General features: G+C 64.7%; 14 protein-coding genes. 8 read left to right on the top strand and 6 right to left on the bottom strand.

Features of this window, described 5'->3' with window-relative positions; all coding sequences use genetic code 11:
- Positions 1–67: 67 nt before the first annotated feature.
- The 4 genes from BAUR9175_RS06085 to BAUR9175_RS06070 form a co-directional block, all read right to left on the bottom strand.
- On the bottom strand, positions 68–586 hold the full coding sequence (locus BAUR9175_RS06085; protein WP_101583237.1) for a hypothetical protein: 519 nt from the start codon (positions 584–586) through the stop codon (positions 68–70).
- Between the two features lie 62 nt (positions 587–648).
- The gene (locus BAUR9175_RS06080) at positions 649–2,370 is read right to left on the bottom strand and encodes an HNH endonuclease (protein ID WP_101583235.1); all 1,722 of its coding nucleotides are present in this window, start codon (positions 2,368–2,370) and stop codon (positions 649–651) included.
- Positions 2,371–2,423: 53 nt separating this feature from the next.
- Positions 2,424–3,035: a uridine kinase gene (gene udk, locus BAUR9175_RS06075; protein ID WP_101583234.1), complete on the bottom strand. Its 612-nt coding sequence runs from the start codon at positions 3,033–3,035 to the stop codon at positions 2,424–2,426.
- A gap of 94 nt (positions 3,036–3,129) precedes the next feature.
- Positions 3,130–4,710, bottom strand: coding sequence for an FCD domain-containing protein (locus tag BAUR9175_RS06070; RefSeq protein WP_101583232.1), 1,581 nt, complete (start codon positions 4,708–4,710; stop codon positions 3,130–3,132).
- Positions 4,711–4,748: 38 nt separating this feature from the next.
- Between BAUR9175_RS06070 and BAUR9175_RS06065 the strand changes: the two genes are divergently transcribed.
- On the top strand, positions 4,749–8,330 hold the full coding sequence (locus BAUR9175_RS06065) for a bifunctional proline dehydrogenase/L-glutamate gamma-semialdehyde dehydrogenase (protein ID WP_101583314.1): 3,582 nt from the start codon (positions 4,749–4,751) through the stop codon (positions 8,328–8,330).
- A gap of 112 nt (positions 8,331–8,442) precedes the next feature.
- Here the strand turns inward: BAUR9175_RS06065 and BAUR9175_RS06060 are convergent, their stop codons facing one another.
- A complete protein-coding gene (locus BAUR9175_RS06060) occupies positions 8,443–9,234 on the bottom strand; it encodes a GntR family transcriptional regulator (RefSeq protein ID WP_125187783.1) in 792 nt (263 codons plus the stop codon).
- 339 nt (positions 9,235–9,573) lie between these two features.
- Here BAUR9175_RS06060 and BAUR9175_RS06055 point away from each other — a divergent pair, with 339 nt between their 5' ends.
- Genes BAUR9175_RS06055 through BAUR9175_RS06030 form a run of 6 tightly spaced genes read left to right on the top strand, consistent with a single transcriptional unit; the run spans position 9,574 to position 15,245 of the window.
- The gene (locus tag BAUR9175_RS06055) at positions 9,574–10,713 is read left to right on the top strand and encodes an ABC transporter substrate-binding protein (RefSeq protein ID WP_096162225.1); all 1,140 of its coding nucleotides are present in this window, start codon (positions 9,574–9,576) and stop codon (positions 10,711–10,713) included.
- Entirely contained in the window at positions 10,710–11,639 is a 930-nt protein-coding gene (locus BAUR9175_RS06050; protein ID WP_198398052.1) for an ABC transporter permease, read from the top strand. The genes BAUR9175_RS06055 and BAUR9175_RS06050 overlap by 4 nt, the downstream gene beginning before the upstream one ends.
- On the top strand, positions 11,624–12,544 hold the full coding sequence (locus BAUR9175_RS06045) for an ABC transporter permease (RefSeq protein ID WP_096160314.1): 921 nt from the start codon (positions 11,624–11,626) through the stop codon (positions 12,542–12,544). The genes BAUR9175_RS06050 and BAUR9175_RS06045 overlap by 16 nt, the downstream gene beginning before the upstream one ends.
- Positions 12,541–13,644, top strand: coding sequence for an ABC transporter ATP-binding protein (locus BAUR9175_RS06040; RefSeq protein ID WP_096160315.1), 1,104 nt, complete (start codon positions 12,541–12,543; stop codon positions 13,642–13,644). Before BAUR9175_RS06045 ends, BAUR9175_RS06040 begins: the two co-directional genes overlap by 4 nt.
- Positions 13,641–14,321, top strand: coding sequence for an HAD family hydrolase (locus BAUR9175_RS06035; protein ID WP_096160316.1), 681 nt, complete (start codon positions 13,641–13,643; stop codon positions 14,319–14,321). The genes BAUR9175_RS06040 and BAUR9175_RS06035 overlap by 4 nt, the downstream gene beginning before the upstream one ends.
- 9 nt (positions 14,322–14,330) lie before the next feature.
- Positions 14,331–15,245, top strand: a complete 915-nt coding sequence (locus BAUR9175_RS06030; RefSeq protein ID WP_096160317.1) for an endonuclease/exonuclease/phosphatase family protein — start codon at positions 14,331–14,333, stop codon at positions 15,243–15,245.
- A gap of 59 nt (positions 15,246–15,304) precedes the next feature.
- On the opposite strand, the gene BAUR9175_RS06025 is transcribed toward BAUR9175_RS06030, so the two are convergent.
- Positions 15,305–16,489, bottom strand: coding sequence for an FAD-binding domain (locus tag BAUR9175_RS06025; RefSeq protein ID WP_165771797.1), 1,185 nt, complete (start codon positions 16,487–16,489; stop codon positions 15,305–15,307).
- Positions 16,490–16,688: 199 nt separating this feature from the next.
- Between BAUR9175_RS06025 and BAUR9175_RS06020 the strand changes: the two genes are divergently transcribed.
- Complete coding sequence (locus tag BAUR9175_RS06020) at positions 16,689–19,586, top strand: ExeM/NucH family extracellular endonuclease (protein WP_096162286.1); 2,898 nt, start codon at positions 16,689–16,691, stop codon at positions 19,584–19,586.
- The last annotated feature ends 10 nt before the right edge of the window (positions 19,587–19,596 follow it).

Here is a 19,596-nt window from a genome sequence, read left to right as displayed (position 1 = left end):
GCAACGATTCGGGCCTTCCGCCCATCTGGTCGTTGGCGTGGGCGACTCTTTGCAGTCTTGCGCGCACTCACGGCTGTCGCCTCGGACGAGATCTGTCAGCAGACCATCCGGCGCTCCCCGCTGCGCCAAGCGCTAAAGCTCCCACCAAACTTATGAAGAAGCCGAAGTCGGGAAGTGCGACTTCCATGCCACCTGTCGGCATCCCATCAGGAGTCTGACCGTCCCACAACAGAGACGGCGGGTTGAGCGCGGCGAAGACGAGAATGATGATGAGGAGTGCGGCGATGACCATCGCCGCACCGGACCACCAGCGCGAGATCCCGAAGAGCAGAGGCAGGATCGAGAAGACGACCACTAACAGCCAGACTGCGAAGAATCCTGGAACAGCGGTCGCCGGTTCGAACGGGTCCTCCCCCAGCGACGTGATCCTGATCCTCGGCCCGTCATTGTTGCCGCTGTCGAGGATGGGCACGAAGATCGTGATCACCCACGCGGCGACAGTGGCCAGCGGCAGGAGACTCGCGATCCGGCGCAGGTGCCTTGTTCGGTCGGAAGGTCCATGAGAGCTGTCATCGTCAACGTTCATACTCAGAATCTTGAGGCAGATCGTGGTGTCAGCCGTGTCGGATTTGTTGCAGTCTCAGCACGTCACCCGGCGTCGAGCATTCCCTCGCGCAGACCTTCCTCGACTGCGCTGCCCGTCGAAGCCGCTGGCACACGCCGTCGGCCGGAGGACAGAGATCGGCCAGGTCTACGGGACCGGGGACGGTAGCGAAGACTTACCGTCGGCGGAATGAGCAGAGGGTCGACCACCTCGGCGATCTCGCACTCGAGGCTCTCCCCTGCAGGCGCCGACTCGGGCTCGGCCGCCGGCTCCGCTACAGGATCTTCTTCCGGCTTCGCGTCCACGAACTTCCTGGCATCCGATGCCGAGATCGGAAGGTACGGCAGCTCTATCTCACGGCCGTCGACGTCGCCCGATTCCGAATCGGAATCAGAATCAGCCTCAGGTGGGTCTCTCTGCGGTTCGAGCAACCCAGCAAGTTGCAGCCGCCAATCGTCGGCGGCGTTCGCATCCGGTGGTGCAGTACCGGGTCGTGGGTATTTCATTCGTCTGACGAACGGAGGTGTCGCCGTTTCGTAGTCGAGGCCGCTCGGCGTGGTGACCTTCAGGCCTTGGGCCGTGGCCTCGTGCTTCCACCCCGGATGTTCCTTGGCATAGTTGCAGGCTGCGCACAGTCCCGAGCTGTTCTCCCACGAGGTCGCTCCCCCGGATGCGTATCCCTCGGCGTGGTCGGCGTGCTTGATCCTGGCATCGCACCACGGCGTCCGGCACACGTCATCACGATAGACGACCATCTGCCTGAGCCGTCCGGTAAAGGTCCGGGAGCGTGATTCCATGCCCACCAGCTGACCGTCGGTGACCTGGGTGAACATGCGGCGGATGAAGATCTCCGCCTCATTTGCGGCGATGAAGCTGCGGGCCGTCTTGGCAGGCAGGGGGCCGAATCCTGGCAGCCATGCGGGGACCATGCCGTCGGAGAACAGGGATTCCGCCTCGATGACCAGGTGGACTTCGGTCGGAACCGCCTCGGCGCCGGCCTGTCCGGTGAGTCGCTCGACAAGGGTGTCTGCCATGAGCTGATTGTGCCTGCGCCCCTTCGCCGTCCCGGCTGCCAGCGCTGAATCTGCTTTCTCTCGCAGTCCTTCGTAGACTGCGACTGCCTGCTGGATGGGCAGAATCGCAGACACACGTCCCATCCCGTCCTCGAGCGGGGTCATCGTCACACGCCGATTGGCCGTTGCCTTCTTCACTCGTTCGGCAGCTGCTTCGTCGTTCATCTCTTCTGCCAGGGCTCGCGCTTCGGTCCGCAGACTCCGCAGACCGGACGGCTCCAGGCTCGATTTCATTCGAGAGTCGACCTTGCGGCGGTCGGCGGTCGGCAGGCATGCGGTCTCGTCGACCATGATGCGGGCTTTGTCTTCGGAGATGTCTCCCGAGGACAGAGCCTTGAAGGTGTTGGGCAGTTCGCCGACGATTGCTCGCGAAGTGGAGAGGAACTTCCGGCCGGTTCCCGGTGAGACTTTCTTCGCCAAGGCGATCTCCTCGGCGGCGTGAGTGCCGCAGTCGCGGTCCGGGACCTGGTTGAGCGCATCGCGACGCCGGCGCGCCGCCTCGAAGGCCACAGCCTCGGTCGACTGCACGGAGGCGATCGTTGCCTTAAGGGACTCGAGGGCGCCGATGCGAGCGAGCGCAGCGGACTCGGTCACCGCAGTAGCGGTGCCGCGCAGCATGGAAGCGAAGCGGTCGATCTCGGCGATGAGATCATGATCCGCCGGTGGAGCCTCCGGAACGGGTATCGCGTCCATACCAACACACTACGAGTCGCCACTGACACGAGATTTCCCGACCACGCGGGATACTAGCCGACGTCCCTCTGAATCCGGTTGAGGACCATGTCCATGGCCACGATATTGTGCCCGCCATCAGGGATGATGATGTCTGCGTTGCGCTTCGAGGGCTCGACATAGAGTTCATGCATCGGCTTGACGGTGCCGATGTACTGGTCCTCGACCGACTGCAGCGTGCGTCCCCGCTCGACCACGTCACGCTTGATCCGTCGCAGCAGACGAACGTCGGCGTCCGTGTCGACGAAGAGCTTGATGTCGAGCAGCTCGCAGATCCTGGGTTCTGCGAAGATGAGGATACCCTCGACGATGATCACCGGTGAAGGCTCGACGAGGGTCGTGCGATCGCTGCGGTTGTGGATCGAGAAGTCGTAGACGGGACTCTCCACCGACTGCGAAGACCGCAGAGCGCGCAGGTGTTCGACGAAGAGGTCGTTGTCGAAGGCATCGAGGTCGTCGTAGTTGACCTTCTCCCGCTCCTCGTAGGTCAGCTCGTCCCGGCGCCGATAGTAGTTGTCGTGGAACAGTACTGATGGCGGGCCCGCGCACTTGTCCAGCAGCGCCTGCGTCAGGGTCGTCTTTCCGCTGCCGGTGCCCCCGGCTACGCCTACAATCAAGGTCTCCACGGTTCAACTATCCCTTTCGACTCTGCGAACTCCAGCACTGACTTTCCCCAAATTTATACCAGTCACCCTCGCCGAGGTTGTCCGGCGGGTGTGTTCATCCGCTCCGTGTCAGCTGTGCCCAGAGGTCCTGGTCGAACCGGCGGCGAGCAAAGAGTCCGGCCATGTGCCTGACCGCGTTGTCGACTTTGCCCCGCCAGGCGCTCACAGCGGTGTCGGCGTCCCCCAGCGACAGCGCCTTGAAGATCGCACGGTCATCGATGAGAATACGATCGCTGGCTGGTGAGTAGTCGAGCTGCAGGACCGAGATGAACAGGCGCAGACGCAGAGTCAGGGCTTCGAAGGCGCGGGTGCTCTGCCGCAGTCCGGAGGCTCGGGCCAGTTCCTGCTGGAAGTGGAGGTCCGCGTCTTCGACGTCGATTCCGCTCTTCGTGGCCGCCGATGCCTCCACCTGCCGCAGCGCCAGCTGCACGGGCACGAAGTAGCGCTTGGGCCGCAGTGCCAGGGACCGCAGGAGCACCTCGCCCACTGCCATGCGTCCGGCGTAGAGGTCGAGGACGTCGAGGGTGGTGATCAGCGGAATCCGCGTTCCGCCACGGGAACCGTCGAGGAGTTTGTCATCGACCATGCGCCGCAGTGCGGCATCCACCGACGACCGAGGCACCTGCATCCGTCGTGACAGGAGACGCGGATTGATTCGGTCTCCAGGCTCGTATCCGGAGTCGATGATCTCCTCACGCAGGGCGATCGCCAGGTGCTCGGTGATGGATCGCGTCTCCTTCGGCAACCACGAAGAGATCTCCATTGAGTCAGAACTAATGGAACTTCTCTGAGCATCGTTGTGGCTCGCCTCCTTCCACATGACCCCCTCGAAACCGTGGCGCACTCGGGCGGCGAGCATGTCGAGCAGGGAACCGGGTACGTCGCGGCACGTGGCAAGAGCAGATTTGGCGGCGTCGAGGAATTCCGCGAAGTCGCGATGGACTGCGATGGCCGCGCTCTCTGCCGTGTCTGGACTCTCAGCCACCCCTCCGCTTGTCTCCTTGTGAGGATCAAAGACGAGGAAGCACTCCCGCTGACCTCCAGCCTGAAGCAGCTCGAGCATCGCCGAGGCATCGGTCTGGCGGTGCTCACTGTCGAAGCGCTGCGGCCAGTGTTTAACCCCGGCCGAACGCAGGGCGGCCACGATGCCGGCGATGCGGCGCTGAACTCGTCGTGCTGAGACTGCGCTCGAGCCTCCACCCCCGTCGCCACCACTGCCAGCGCTATCATCGCCGCCTCGCTGATCGGCAGCGCGAATGCCGATGATGACCAGGGGGAATCCTCCTGCCACAACGGTGATCTCGTCGCCGCCGCGCACCTGATCCCGCGGCACCGTCATTCCCCTCATCGCGCGAGATACGATGCTCTGGCTCAGACCGGTGGCCTCGGCCAGCGCCCGGGTCGAATAGTCCTTCCCCGAGATCCTCGCCCCTGCCGTGCTCACCAAGGCCTCGACGACCTGATCTGCCGTGCTCTGGATCTGCGGGCGGCCGCTGCGCGGGCGATCCTCGAGATCGGATCGCAACATCCACCGACGCAGACTCGACGGTGAGACGCCGAACTGCGCAGCCACCTCGGCGATGGAGGATGAGGCCGTCCCGGCGACAGCGGCACGGCGCATCTCTGAGGAATACATCACTCTATTCTATTACTTCTGACTCAACAATGTCTGCGATGAGTCGCGAACCCTTCACTCCGCATTTGCTCCGGCGCATACTGATCTCAACGATCCCGTCAAAGGTCAACGACGACGCGGGAACACTCGGCACAGAGCCCAGCCAGACTCACCCAGAGTTCGTCCAACAGAAAAGGAACGAGCAGTTGTTGCACACAGATTCTGATCTCGATCAGCTCACCAGTCGCTCCATCGACACCGTCCGCAAATGGCTGCGCGTGGCAACGAGCAAGACCACTGCGAAGAACCCTGCTGCCGAACGCCTCTCGGCGGTGCTCTCGGACCCCAACGGACTCGACTTCACCGTCGGATTCGTCGATCGGGTCGTGCGCACCGATGACGTGCACGCCGCCGCCGATGCCCTGGCCGAGGTCGGCAAACTCGCTCCCGAGACGATGTCCGCACTCGACCGTGCCCAGATCAAGGCCGGTGCGGCATTGGCCAAGATCGCGCCGCAGGTCGTCGTCCCCGCTGCTCGCACCCGCCTGCGCCAGATGGTCGGGCACATGGTCGTCGATGCCCGCGACAAGCAGTTCGGCAAGGCCGTCTCCACGTTGACCGCCGACGGGCACCGGCTCAACATCAATCTCCTCGGCGAGGCTGTCCTCGGTGATGGCGAAGCCGATCATCACCTCGAAGAGACCCACCGCCTGCTGGCGCGCGAGGACGTCGACTACGTCTCCGTCAAGGTCTCCTCCGTCGCTTCTCAGATCTCGATGTGGGCCTTCGACGACACCGTCGACTACGTCGTCGAACGCCTGCGCCCGCTCTACCAGCAGGCGGCGAAGGCACCGACCGGGTCCAAGTTCGTCAACCTCGACATGGAGGAGTACCGGGACCTCGAGCTCACGATCGCGGTCTTCACTCGCCTGCTCGCCGAACCCGAGTTCAAGAACCTCGAGGCCGGAATCGTGATCCAGGGCTACCAGCCCGATGCCCTGGGGGCCGTGCAGCGCCTGAGCGAATTCGCCAACGAACGCGTCGCCGATGGCGGGGTCGGAATCAAGGTTCGCCTCGTCAAGGGCGCGAACCTGGCGATGGAGACCGTCCACGCGGAGATCGCCGGCTGGCCCGCCACCACGTGCGACTCGAAGCAGTCCACCGACGCGAACTACAAGCGCGTCCTCCATTGGCTCTTCACGCCCGAGCGGATGAAGGGGCTGCGCATCGGCGTGGCCGGCCACAACCTCTTCGACATCGCCTTCGCCCACCACCTGTCCGTCGACCGTGAGGTCACGAACCGGGTGGAGTTCGAGATGCTGCAGGGCATGGCCTCGGAACAGGCCGCCGCAGTGACGGAGGACGTCGGAGACCTTCTCCTCTATGTCCCGGCCGTGCACCCGAAGGAATTCGACGTCGCCATCTCCTACCTCGTGCGCAGGCTCGAGGAGAATTCCTCGTCCGAGAACTTCATGTCGGGCATCTTCGACCTGGCCAACGGCAACGACGTCTTCGTCCGCGAGGCCAACCGCTTCGAGGACTCCGTCCGGCAGCTCGAAGACATTCTCGCGACAGACGGCGATTCCGCTCCCATGCCCAACCGTGGGCAGAACCGTGCGGCCGAACGCGATGTCCCGGGCACGGCACCGACCGAATTCTTCAATGAGCCCGACACCGATCCCTCGCTGCCCGCGAACCAGAAGTGGGTCAAGGCCATCATCGCCGAGGCGACCGCTCCCGGATACCTCGACGACCGCCCGAAGACGCCGAAGGTCGATTCGGCAGCGCAGCTCGATGAGATGATCGCCGGCGGTCGTAAGGCGGCGAAGGCCTGGCGCGAGCTCGGTGCTGCCGGACGTGGCGAGATCCTCCACCGTGCGGCCGAGATCTTCGCCGCACGCCGCGGTGAGTTCATCGCCGTCGAGGCCGCCGAGGTGGGCAAGATGCCCTCGCAGTCCGATCCGGAGATCTCCGAAGCCATCGACTTCATCCGCTACTACGCTCTCAACGCCGCGGAGCTGGAGACCCTCGAGGGGGCGAGCTTCGTCCCCGATGAGATGGTCGTCGTCACCCCGCCGTGGAACTTCCCCATCGCCATCCCCACCGGTGGCACCGTGGCAGCTTTGGCCGCAGGTTCGGCCGTGATCCACAAGCCCTCGAACCCCACCCAGCACTGCTCGGCACTCATCATCGACTGCCTGTGGCAAGCCGGCGTTCCGAAGGACGTGCTGCAGCTGTGCACCCCGTCCGACCGTGACCTCAGCCGTCACCTCGTCGCCCATCCGGATGTCGACCGTGTCATCCTCACGGGTGCCTCCGAGACGGCCGCTCTGTTCAAGTCCTTCCGTCCTGACCTGCACGTCAATGCCGAGACCTCCGGCAAGAACGCCCTGCTCATCACTCCTGCGGCGGACCGGGACCTGGCTGTTGCCGACCTCGTGTACTCCGCTTTCGGCCATGCCGGTCAGAAGTGCTCGGCCGCCTCGCTGGGCATCATGGTGGGCTCAACCTATGATTCGGAGCGCTACCGGCGCCAGCTCATCGATGCCGCCTCGTCGATGGTCGTCGACTGGCCTGCGAACATGTCGGCAACCATGGGACCGCTGACCGAGGATCCCGCCGACAAGCTCGAACGGGCCCTGACCTCCCTCGAACCGGGTGAGTCCTGGCTGCTCGAGCCTCAGCAGCTCGATGACACGGGCCGGCTGTGGAGCCCGGGAATCAAGGACGGCGTCAAGCCGGGATCCTTCTTCCACCTCACCGAGGTGTTCGGTCCGGTGCTCGGTCTCATGCACGCCCGCGACCTCGACGAGGCCATCGAGTTCCAGAATGATGTGGACTTCGGCCTCACCGGCGGCATCCACTCCCTCGACCCCGAGGAGGTGCGCACCTGGCTCGACCATGTCCAGGTCGGCAACGCCTACGTCAACCGCGGCATCACCGGTGCAATCGTTCGGCGCCAGTCCTTCGGCGGCTGGAAGCAGTCCTCCGTCGGGCTCGGCTCGAAGGCCGGTGGCCCGAACTACCTCATGCTCTTCGGCCACTACACCGACGATCCCTCCACACTGCCAGGCGCCACTGACGCAAGCCAGAACCTGGAACTGGCCAAGGCCGACGACGAACGTTGGCTGGCGCGGGAGTTCGGCGCGGCGAAGGATCACACGGGCCTGCAGTCAGAGGCCAACATCTTCCGCTACCGGCCCCGTCCGGTCACACTGCGGGTGATCTCGACGACTACGGTGTTCGACCTGGAGCGCTCGCTGCATGCGGCGAAATCCGTCGGATCAACGGTGCAGCTGTCCATCGCCGAGGACGTCGCCTCCGAGGTGAAGATTGCGGCGACGAACGCCGGGGTTGCGGCTCGCACCGAGTCCGCCACGGTCTTTGCCGACATGGTCGGCGAAGGACGCTACGACGACTCCGTCGGTGCCCGCATCCGCGTGCTCGGACCGCAGGAACCTGAGCTGCTGGCGGCCACCGCACCACGCCCCGAAGTTGCGGTCATCGATGAACCGGTGACCTCCTCGGCGCGGGTGGAGATGCGGTACTACGTGCAGGAGCAGGCAGTGTCGATGACCCTGCACCGCTTCGGCAACCCCAGTCGGGACTTCCACGAGCTGGCGGCCGAGCTCAAGGCCTGACCCAGCCGACCTGCTGGCTCTGACCCAGCCGATCGGTTGGCGGACGGCGGCTCTGATACCTCGGATCGAGGTGTCCGAGCCGCTGTCTGCTGTTCGGGTGTCGGCGACGAAATCAGAACCAGTTCGGTTCGTCGGCAGTCAGCCAGCTGATCGGGTTGACATTGCGACCGTTCGACATCGCCACGGACAGGATGTTGGCCAGATAGCGGTCTTCGGATATCTCCAACGGCCGCCCCGCGCTGTCGCGGCTGCGGCGCAGGTGGCGCAGCAGCGGTCGTCCGCGTGCAACCCCCAGCAGGTCTGCATCCTGCTGACCGCAGACGGTCGCCGAGAAGACGTGATCAGCACCGGCGAAGACGATCCCGTACTGCTGGGCGAGGCTGCGACTGACCGAGGCTGCATCGTTGGGAACCTTCTCGACCAAGTCGCCGAGATCCTCGGGGTAGCTCGTCCGTTCGACCATGACCTTCTCGCCGTCGAGTAGACGCACACGAAGAACCCGCAGCACACGGGCACGAGGATCGACTTTGAGTGCCGCGGCCGTCTCATCCCCCGCAATGCGCCAGCGCTGCTCGATGACCTGGCCGCCCGGGGTCCGCCCGTGCGCGCTGGCCCACTGAGCGAAGCTGCGGAACTCCTCAGCCACTGCCGCCGGCCGAGGCCTGCGCAGCACCATCTTGCGAGCTCCGCGCCGACCTCCCACGGTTCCCTCGCTGACCAGCAGTCGCAGCGCTTCGCGCACCGTGCCCGGTGCGACTTCGTACTCGGAGGCCAGAGCTGCTTCGGATTCGAGGCTCTGACCCACCTGCCGTGCCCCCGTGCGAATCGATTCGCGTATCTGCTCCGCGATCTGCTCGTACCGCGCTCCGCCGGATCCAGACGGCTGCAGTTGCGACTCGGTCACGCCTTCAGTCCTCCCATGATGTATTCCCAATAGAGCCAGCACGCTCAGCACTGCTGTCAGTGCCGTGCACCTACGCTACCGCAAGCTCCGAGCTGGCGATGGCCGCACGCACTGGAGCGTCACCGTCACCTTGTCTCGACGCTGTGAGCAGCCCGGCAGAGTTCATACGCACGGAATTTTCGCGGTTAGGCTCACTAGTGAGGATTATTCTACTCTTAGAACCTCACTAGTGATCTAGGTTGTCTATCTTCCATCTGTCCCCTATCGTGGGGATGGATCGAAGCACTTCGAATGAGAACACAATGCGCTTGCGCACAAGTCCGAAAGGCGAGTACGACGATGCTCAAACACACACGAAAGCTCACGGCTGCCCTCGCAGTGGGCGCTCTGGCCGCCCTGTCCGGCTGCGGTGACAGCGCCGAGTCCGAGGAATCGGCCAATTGGCGATCGGCGACGTCGGTCGAAGACGGCGGGGGCATGGACGCTCTCGTCGAGGCTGCTCAGGCGGAGGGATCACTCAATGTCATGGGCCTCTACCCCGACTGGGCCAACTACGGCGGGCTGCTCGACGCGTTCTCGGAGAAGTACGACATCGAGATCGACAACGACACCTCGACCGGCGCGAGCCAAGACCTCATCAACGCGGTCAAGAACAGGCAGGGGCAGGAAACCTCTCTCGACTACCTCGACACCGGCGAATCCTTCGCCGTCGACGCCGCAGAGGAGGGCCTGCTCGCCGAATACTATCCCGAGACCGCCGATGACATCCCCGAGAACATGAAGGCACCGGACGGCACCTGGTTCAACCACCTCGGCGGGACCATGGCCATCGGCTGTGACTCCGAAACCGTGAAGAAGTGCCCGAAGAGCTTCGCCGAGCTACTCGAGCCCGAGTACAAGGGCAAGGTCGCCATGCGCGGCAACCCGACGACTGGCGAAGCCGGCTTCATGGCCGTCGTCGCCGCGTCCCTGGCCAACGACGGCTCGCTCGACGACATTCAGCCGGGCATCGACTACTTCGCCGAGCTCTCGGACAAGGGCAACCTCGTACCGACAGAGGCCGAGGCCGGAACGTTCGAGACCGGTGAGACGCCGATTGCCGTCAACTGGGACTACCTGCTCCTGCAGTGGGCGGACGACCTTGCTGACGGTGGGGTGGACATGTCGATCTCCATCCCGTCCGACGGCACCGTCGCCTCCTACTACGCGGCATCGATCAACGATGATGCACCACACCCAGCGGTTGCACGCCTGTGGCAGGAATTCGTCTTCAGCGACGAGGGACAGAACCTGCTGCTCGAAGGCTACGTCTTGCCCGGTCGCCTCGACGCCATGGTCGAAGCCCACACCGTCGACGACGATGCACTGTCGAAGCTGCTCGATGATGCGGTCGACCAGACGGCGCCGCAGCCGACTCAGGAACAGCGGGATTCGCAGCAGAAGGTCCTGGCTGACAACTGGGCGAAAGCCATCGGATGACCTCAGTTCCACAGTCGCTGCCCCGCACCGCTGGGCCGGCCGAAGCAGAACCTGCTCCGGCCGGCCCACGGCGCAGGCGAGCCCTCTCACCGGCCTGGACGGCCCTGGCACCGATCGCGGTCATCATCGTGCTGTTCTTCGTGATCCCGATCGGCGGAATGGTGGCGACCTCGCTCCTCGTTCCCGGCAGCGAACCCGGCACGAAGACCTTCGGCCTCGACAACTTCACCGCGCTGGGCTCGGGATCGCGTTCGATGGCCCTGGGCAACAGCCTCCTCCTGTCGTTCACCGCCGCCACCGTGGCCGCGATCTTCGGCGGTCTCTGCGCCTGGGCGATCTCGACCGTGAAGTCGAAGATCGTCGACTCCATCACCGCCGTGATCTCCAGCGTGCTGGCCAACGACGGAGGCGTTCCTCTGGCGTTCTCCTTCATCGTCGCGGTCGGCAACACCGGATACTTCACCGCGCTGATCACGGCGGTCGATTCGACCTTCACGCTCTACAGCGTCAAGGGTCTGATCCTCATGTACCAGTACTTCCTCATCCCCACGATGATCCTTCTCACGCTTCCCAGCTTCGTCTCGCTCAGACAGCAGTGGCGTGAGGCCAACACGTCGTTGGGCGGCACCAGCGTGACCTTCTGGCGCCGTGTCGGACTGCCTGTGATCACTCCCGCCCTGCTGGGTGCCTGGCTGCTCATGTTCGGTTCCGCCTTCGGCACCCACGCCTCGGCAGCAGTGCTCATCGGCACGGGAGGCTTCCCCCTCATCCCGCTCGAGATCGCCGGCCAGCTCGCCGGTTCTGCGGCCACCGGCGGAGAAGGAGTGGCGATGGCCCTGGGCGTGACGACGGGAGCGATCGCCGTGATCGTCCTCATCGCCTACAACGCATTGATGAAGAGGAGCGCCAAGTGGCTGAACACCTGAACAGCTCCCCGCGGATGAAGAGATTCTTGGCGTGGCTGCCGCTCGCGGCGCTGGCGATCTTCATCCTTACTCCGCTGCTGAGCTCGCTGATATATTCGTTCTTCCGCGCCGACGGCAGCTTCACCACGTCCGGGCTCACCGGCCTGGCCGACTCCGGAAAGATCGTGGCCCCGCTCATGCGCAGCCTCGTCGTGTCCGTGCTCGCTGCCGTCATCCTCGTGGTCACGCTGGTTCCTGCAGTTGTCGCCGTCCACCTCTGGGCGCCTCGGCTGCGGTCGGTGCTCAGCATCCTGTGCACCCTGCCTCTGGTCGTGCCGGCCATCGCGATCGTCGCCGGACTCTCAGCAGTGCTGCGCAGCCTGGCGGCTCAGGGCCGGGGCAGCCTCGGCATGCAGCTGAATACGATGCTGCAGTCGCAGGATCTGCCGCTCGTGCTCGTCGGCACCTACGTCATCCTGTGCCTGCCCTTCACATTCCGATCGATCGACGCGGGGCTGTCCACCCTGCCGCTGCGCACGCTCTTCGAGTCCTCATCGATCCTCGGCGCCGGGCTCGGGACCACACTGCGGCGGGTCATCATTCCCAACATCCGAGGACCGGTGATGTTCTCGGTCTTCTTCACCTTCGCCCTGTCCATTGCGGAGTACACGGTGGCCGCGACTCTGTCGATCAACACCCTGCCGGTATTCCTCAATACACTCTCAAGCACGAACTTCCGCGGTTCGATCACCCTGTCCGTGCTGCTCAACCTCACCACATGGCTGCTGCTGGCTGCCGCCACCGTGAGCGCCTCGCGCTTCGGCCATCGACCGAGCGCTGTCAGCGAGCACGATGAGCCCGAAGCCGATGAACCGGCCGTCTCCCAGGCCGCCGGTGCTTTTCGAAAGGACGACGAGACCCCATGACCACTGCGGATAACCGCCCTCGCCCATCACGATCGGGCATCGAACACACAGATGAGCCCGAAGCCGTGCGCTTCGAACACGTCAACAAGTCCTACGGCGGCACCGAGGTGCTCAACGACTTCAACATCGACATCGAAGCGGGCAGCATGGTCAGCTTCCTCGGACCGTCCGGCTGCGGCAAGACGACAACCTTGCGCATCCTCGCCGGTTTCGAACCGGTCAACGGAGGAGATGTCCTCGTCGGCGGCGAATCCGTCCTCAAGCTGCCACCCAACAGCCGCGACATGGGCATGGTGTTCCAGAGCTACAGCCTGTTCCCCAATCTCGGGGTCAGCGACAACATCGAATACGGCCTGCGGATCCGCAAGGTCGACGCCGGAGCACGCCGTCGACGCACCGAGGAGCTCCTCGAGATCTGCGGCCTGACCGGAATGGGCGCCCGCTTCCCGCATCAGCTTTCTGGCGGGCAGCAGCAGCGTGTCGCTCTGGCCCGCGCGCTGGCCACTCAGCCGAAGGTCCTGCTGCTCGACGAGCCGCTATCCGCACTCGACGCTTCGGTCCGCTCCTCGCTGCGTGATGAGATTCGTCGAGTGCAGCAGGCGCTGGGCACGACGACGGTCTTCATCACCCATGACCAGGGAGAGGCTCTGGCGATCGCCGACCGCGTGGCGGTGATGAACGACGGCAGGATCGAGCAGTACTCCGCCCCGCACGAGGTGTATTCGTCTCCGGCCACTGCCTTCGTCGCCCGGTTCGTCGGCTCGATCAACGAATTCGCCGTGGGCCAAGACTGGACGATTCGCGACCGTCTTCCCATCGAGCCCGCACCGGATCACACCGTTTTCGTCCGTCCCGAGAACCTGTCGATCACTTCTGCCGCGGACGGCTTCCTCGAGGTCAAGCACAGCACCTACACCGGCGAGCGCACAATGGTCCACCTCGGGCTGCCCGGAGACCACAAGGCGCGGTGGGCGGCCTCCCTGGCCTCGGTCGACGCCGATGACTTGCAACCCGGCATGCGCATCGATGCCTCGGTCACCGCTGAACCCGCGCTGCGCCTGGACCGGAACGACGCCGACGCCGAAGGAGTCCCCGCATGAGCGACTCCATCACCGGATTCTCCGGTGCCGTCTTCGACTGCGACGGCATCCTCGTCGACTCCGAAGCCCCCTGGATCGACCTCATGGCCGGTTACCTGACATCGATGTCCGCCAGTGGCCTCTCGCCCGAGGACCTGCGCGGACTCACCTCGGACGAGGCTGTGGCCCGACTTCAGCGCATTCACGAGGCACCCGGCTCGCCCGGCGATGTCCGACCGCCGACGGCAGGCGAGGTCGACCGCGCCTACAGCGCCGCCCTCGAGCACGTCGCCGCTCCCATGCCCGGCGCTCCCGAACTCGTGGCCTCATTGTCAGGGACCATTCCGATAGCTGTGGCCAGCAACGGTCGAGGCGAGGACGTCCGCGGACTCCTCGAACGTGCCGGAATGCTCGACTTCTTCGACGCCATCATCACGATCGACGACGTCGACCAGGGCAAACCGGCACCGGACCCCTACCTTCTGGCTGCTCGACGGCTCGGGCTCTCCGCCTCGACGGTGGTCGCCTTCGAGGACTCACCGGTCGGGTCACAAGCAGCGCACACGGCCGGATGCACGGTGATCGGAGTCAACAACGATCCCAGCATCGAGCTGGCAGGCGAGGTGCGATTGCGCCACTTCGCGCAGCTGCGTTTCGATCCCCGAACCCGTTCGCTGCTCATCGACACCGAGCATTGAGGAGATGCCATGCCCACTTCGACCACATTCACCCTGCAGACGTGGAACGTCTGGTACGGCGGCCGCGAAGTCGACTTCGGCCAAGAGAAGCAGTACGCGATCGCTGCGCAGTTCCCAGCAGACGTTCTGGCGCTGCAGGAATGCTGGGGCAGCGCCGCAGAGAACCTGGCACCGAAGATCCTCGCAGACCATGCGCAGCGGGGATGGGACACGGCTGTGCTCAGTTCCGGACAGCTGACGGTGGTGGAAACCAGCACGCTGCCCTATGCCCAGGCAGCACTCGTGCGTCCGCTGCCGGACTCGCCGCAGATACTCGTCTGGTCCGTCCACCTCGCGCCGTACCCCTATGCGGTCTACCGAGCTCTGCAGGGGGAAGGACAGGACGTCGCCGATGCCGAGGAGGCACCACGCCTCGAGCAGATCGAAGAGATCCTGTCTGAGACCGACCGTATCTGCGGCCAGGACGGTCAGGCCGATCTGCCCGTCGTCATCTGCGGTGATTTCAATACCCCGTCCACCGGGGACTGGTCGGCGCGCACTGATCGACCCGATATCGCGTGGCGCTCGCCCGACGCACTGCTGGCGGCCGGGTTCACCGACACCTTCCGCGCGGTGCACTCTGACCCTGTCGCCTCTCCGGCCGATACATGGTCTCCGATCGAGCCGCTCACCCACGCCGGTCATCAGGAGAAGCCCGAACCGGGCCGCGCCGACGGTGCCGAGCCCCGTGATCGGATCGACTTCATCTTCTCGCGCGGCCTCGACGTCGTCGACAGTGTGATGCGTGGCTGCAGCGCCGAAGGTCTGATCGAAGACGGCTTCGTCGATGTCGGCGGACGCTGCGAACTCATCCCGAACCAGCGGCAGAACCGTTTCCCGTCCGATCATCAGCTCGTCGAAACACGGTTCACTTTCCCGGCCTGAGCGGTTCCCTGCGCGATCGGCGCGTGCCACTCCGTCGATCGTGTACATACGCTGAAGCCTCAGCGGCCCGGCCACGTGGGAAGGCCGGCCTGGTCCCGCAGACTGCGCCCCAGCATCAAACCGGCCAGCGGTCGGATGTTCATGAGTTTCATTCCGACCGAGCGCAGCAGCAGCAGGTCGCGGCGATTCGCTGGAGCGAAGACGATTCCGAGCCCATGGGCCGCGTCCTGCTTGCTGGCTATCATCGGCGTCAGCCGACGTTCGTATGCGTCGAAGGCTCGGCGATGGTCCCCCGGTGTGGCAGCCAATTCGGCCGCCAGCACATACGCTTCGACCATCGCCAATGCCGAACCCTGACCCGCCAGCAATGACGGGCTCGCTGCGGCATCGCCGATCAGTGCGACTCTGCCGCTGGTCCACGTGGGCATCCTGATCTGGCTCGCCCGGTCGAGGTAGAGCGTCCGTGCCCGCGGCAACTGGCGCAGGATCTCTGGGATCTCCCACCCCGCGTCGGCCAGACTTGTGCGCAGCAGCTCCTGTTGGGCGCTGACATCGTCGACGGGCACCGGGCCGTGATGTCGGAAGGTGAGCATGAACATAGTTATGTCGTCTCGCAGCGCGACGCGGATCGCCTGAAATCCGACCTCGGCATGCATGACGGCGACGAGTTCGTCTCGTGGACGGTAGCCCGTGACGTCGAATGCGGCGACCGCGATCCCAAGGTCGCGCTCGAAGTTGGACTCTGCACCGAAGGCCAGCTTCCGAACCTGTGAGTGCAGCCCGTCGGCACCGACGACGAGGTCGAATTCGCGTGGGGCGGCGTGGTCGAACTCGACGCTGACGCTCCGTTCGCCCTCCATCAGCCGGGTGACGGTGTCTCCGAAGATCGTCTCGACTCCGCCGTCGAGGCTGTCATAGATCGCGGCGGCGAGATCAGATCGAAGAATGCTGACATATCGGCCGCTGGCTCCCGCGGCAATACGCTGGGGATCAAGCGACGCGACCGAGTGCCCGTCTGATGCGACGTCGCGGACCTCTGTGAGGTCGTATCCCTCTCGGCGCAGCCTGGGCACAAGGCCCATCCGCTCTGCCACATCGAATCCAGTGCCCCAGAAGTCGATGAGGTACCCACCTCGGCGCAGATCATGTGAACGCTCGAGAAGAGTGAGCTCATGTCCTGCTCGCTGCAGCCAGTAAGCCAGCGTGGAGCCGGCGATTCCGGCACCGACGATCAGCACACGCATCTTCTGCCTCCCTGCAGATTGATGGTTCGCCATCAGTCTAGATCTTTCAGTCTCAGTGCTGGCCTCAGTGCCAGTGAGGCATAGTACAGTCAGTTCACATCGTATTCACAAGGTCGTCACCGATGACGCCCCGACAACGGATAGTGTGCATGCGTCTGCGCCGTCATCTCCCACGGTGCTCAAACTCCGAAAGGCTCCCATGACAGTCTCCAAGACGGCCTCCTCGTGCGCGGCGCTCAGCCTCGTCGCGGCGATCGGCCTCACCCTTCCGGCAACACCGGCAGCCGCTGCCGAAGATCCCCACATCAGCGAGATCGGCTACACGCTCGACACCGACTTCATCGAGATCGCGGCCGAACCGGGCACCGACGTCTCGGGATGGACCTTCGGATCTGTGACTCGCGGCGGCAGCGTTCAGGCCGAAGAGAATACGACAACTGTTCCCGTGGGCACGACCGTCGGCGACTCCGGCGCGCTGGCGGTCGAGGTTCCCATCACGAACTCCGTGAAGTCAGGGTCCGCCGCTGACGGCGACTACGGCTCGAGCGCCTATGCCATCGACGATGACGGCACGCTCGTCTCATTCGCCCAGATCGGCGGGGTCGTCGGAGGCAAGGGAGTCACCGGCAAGGCGAACACGAACACCCCCGAGGCTGTTGTCGGCGAGGATGCCGAACCCACGGGTGCCACTGCCGCAGGCGGGCAGTCGATCCAGCTCGTGAACGGCACCTGGTCGTCCGCAGCCCCGACCCCCGACGCGCTTCCCGGTGACGGCGGCGGCGATGATCCCGCCCCCGAGGACGTCACCCCGATTGCCGACATTCAGGGCACCGGCGAGGAGAGCCCCCTGGCTGGCACCACCGTCAAGACACAGGGTGTCGTCACCGCTGCTTACCCGACCGGCGGGTTGAACGGCTACCACGTGCAGACGCCGGGAACCGGCGGAGCCGAGGACGAGACCCCCGGAGCCTCGGACGGTGTCTTCGTCTACTCCCCCGACTCGGTCAACGACATCAGCATCGGCGATCACCTCGAACTCACCGGCGCGGTCTCAGAGCGCTACGGTCAGACCCAGATCTCCGTCAGCAGCACAGGGATGACAGTCCTGGATGAGCCTGCCGAGGCGGTCAAACCCGTCGAGGACGCGTTACCCACCGAGGCTGCCGCACGTGAGGCGCTCGAGGGCATGCTCCTGCAGCCCAGCGGTGAGATGACCGTGACCGACAACTACAACACGAACACCTACGGCGAGGTCGTCCTGGCCACCGGTGAGGGCACCCTCCCCCAGCCCACCGACGTCGCCCGCCCCGACAGCGATGAGGCCAAAGCCGTCGAGGCCGAGAACCTCGAGCGCGAGGTCGTCCTCGACGACGGTGCGACGGTGAACTACCTGCAGAACGACAAGGACGTTCCTCTGCCCTACGTCTCAAACGACGCCCCTGTGCGTGTCGGTGCGAGCGCCACGATGACCTCTCCCGTGGTGTTGGGCTTCGACCATGAGAAGTGGCGCTTCCAGCCCACGACGCGTCTGACCGGGGACAACGCCGACGCGATTCAGCCGGCGAGTTTCTCCGACACCCGCACAGAGGCTCCGGAGGCCGTCGGCGGGCAGGTCAGCATGGCCAGCTTCAACGTCCTCAACTACTTCACGACGACCGGCGATCAGCTCTCCGGCTGTGACTACTATGAGGACCGCGGGGGCAACCCGATCACGGTTCGCGGCGGCTGCGATGCCCGCGGAGCTGCCAACGCAGAGAGCCTCAAGCGCCAGGAGACGAAGATCGTCTCGGCCATCAACAAGCTCGACACCTCGGTGGTCTCCCTCATGGAGATCGAGAACTCTGCCGCGTTCGACAAGGACCGCGATGACGCTCTTGAGACTCTGGTCGAGCGCCTCAACGAGGCTGCCGGCACCGACAAGTGGGACTTCGTTCCCTCCCCCGCCGATGTTCCCGCGGATGAGGACGTCATCCGCACGGCCTTGATCTATCAGCCCGCCGAGGTGGCCCCGCAGAAGGATTCGACGATCCTTGACGACGAGGCCGCGTTCTCGAACGCACGTGAACCCCTTTCACAGGCTTTCGCACCGAAGGACGAGTTCGGTGAGGCCGATACGGACAAGACCTTCGTGACGATCTCGAACCACTTCAAGTCCAAGGGTTCGGGCTCAGGCCCGGGCAATGAGGACAGCGGCGACGGCCAGGGTGCCTCGAATGCGGACCGGGTGAAGCAGGCGACGTCGCTCGTGGACTTCGCCGGGGAGCAGAAGGAGGCAGCGGACTCCGACTTCGTCTACCTGCTCGGTGACTTCAACGCCTACACGCAGGAGGACCCGATGCAGGTCTTCTACGAAGCCGGGTTCAAGGATGTCGCATCCGAGAAGACGGACAAGTCGACCTACGTGTTCAAATCCCGCACCGGCAGCCTCGACCATGTGCTGGCGCTGGACTCCTCGGGCGGTTCGGGTGCTCAGGCCGAGCTGCCGTCGAGCTCCTTCGACGCTATCACCGGCGCAGATGTCTGGAACATCAATTCGGTCGAAGCACTGGCACTCGAATACAGCCGCTTCAACTACAACGCAGGCGACTTCTACGCCCCGGATCAGTTCCGCGCCTCCGATCACGACCCTGTGGTCGTTGGACTCTTCGAACCAGAAGACACGGATGGAACCGAGGAGGCCGGGGTTGATGGTGGAGAGGCTGAGGCTGATGGAACCGAGGCTGACGCTGAGGCCGGCGCAGGTGCTAACTCGGATGCTTCTGTGAGCGCGGATTCCGACTCGTCGGACACCGCTGACTCGTCGAGCAATGCCGACGCAGTGAATGCGGATGCCGCTTCTGACAGCGCTTCGAGTGACTCGTCGAGCGGTTCGAACAGCTCGTCGACTGCGGGCGCAGACGCCGGCGGTTCCTCGGACTCGGCTGCAGGTTCCGGTGGTTCTGAGGATGACGCCGGCTCGGACAGCAATGCTGGCGGTGACTTGCCTCGTACGGGTGTCGATCCGACGCTGATGATGTCGATTGCGGCCGGACTGCTCGTCATCGGCGCGAGCATCGTAGTCATCGTGCGGCGACGCAAGCTGGGAGGACGCAGCTAGTCTGCGGAGT

Source organism: Brevibacterium aurantiacum (assembly GCF_900169065.1).
GTDB lineage: Bacteria > Actinomycetota > Actinomycetes > Actinomycetales > Brevibacteriaceae > Brevibacterium > Brevibacterium aurantiacum.
The sequence above is the reverse complement of the archived record's forward strand: the minus strand, read 5'-3'. Positions and strand labels throughout refer to the sequence as shown.

Excerpts from the sequence above, each read along its gene's own strand:
- BAUR9175_RS06085 (WP_101583237.1), bottom strand. The coding sequence starts at position 586 with ATGAACGTTGACGATGACAGCTCTCATGGACCTTCCGACCGAACAAGG.
- BAUR9175_RS06080 (WP_101583235.1), bottom strand. The coding sequence starts at position 2,370 with ATGGACGCGATACCCGTTCCGGAGGCTCCACCGGCGGATCATGATCTC.
- BAUR9175_RS06070 (WP_101583232.1), bottom strand. The coding sequence starts at position 4,710 with ATGTATTCCTCAGAGATGCGCCGTGCCGCTGTCGCCGGGACGGCCTCA.
- BAUR9175_RS06065 (WP_101583314.1), top strand. The coding sequence starts at position 4,749 with ATGAGTCGCGAACCCTTCACTCCGCATTTGCTCCGGCGCATACTGATC.
- BAUR9175_RS06055 (WP_096162225.1), top strand. The coding sequence starts at position 9,574 with ATGCTCAAACACACACGAAAGCTCACGGCTGCCCTCGCAGTGGGCGCT.
- BAUR9175_RS06050 (WP_198398052.1), top strand. The coding sequence starts at position 10,710 with ATGACCTCAGTTCCACAGTCGCTGCCCCGCACCGCTGGGCCGGCCGAA.
- BAUR9175_RS06040 (WP_096160315.1), top strand. The coding sequence starts at position 12,541 with ATGACCACTGCGGATAACCGCCCTCGCCCATCACGATCGGGCATCGAA.
- BAUR9175_RS06035 (WP_096160316.1), top strand. The coding sequence starts at position 13,641 with ATGAGCGACTCCATCACCGGATTCTCCGGTGCCGTCTTCGACTGCGAC.
- BAUR9175_RS06030 (WP_096160317.1), top strand. The coding sequence starts at position 14,331 with ATGCCCACTTCGACCACATTCACCCTGCAGACGTGGAACGTCTGGTAC.
- BAUR9175_RS06025 (WP_165771797.1), bottom strand. The coding sequence starts at position 16,489 with ATGCGTGTGCTGATCGTCGGTGCCGGAATCGCCGGCTCCACGCTGGCT.
- BAUR9175_RS06020 (WP_096162286.1), top strand. The coding sequence starts at position 16,689 with ATGACAGTCTCCAAGACGGCCTCCTCGTGCGCGGCGCTCAGCCTCGTC.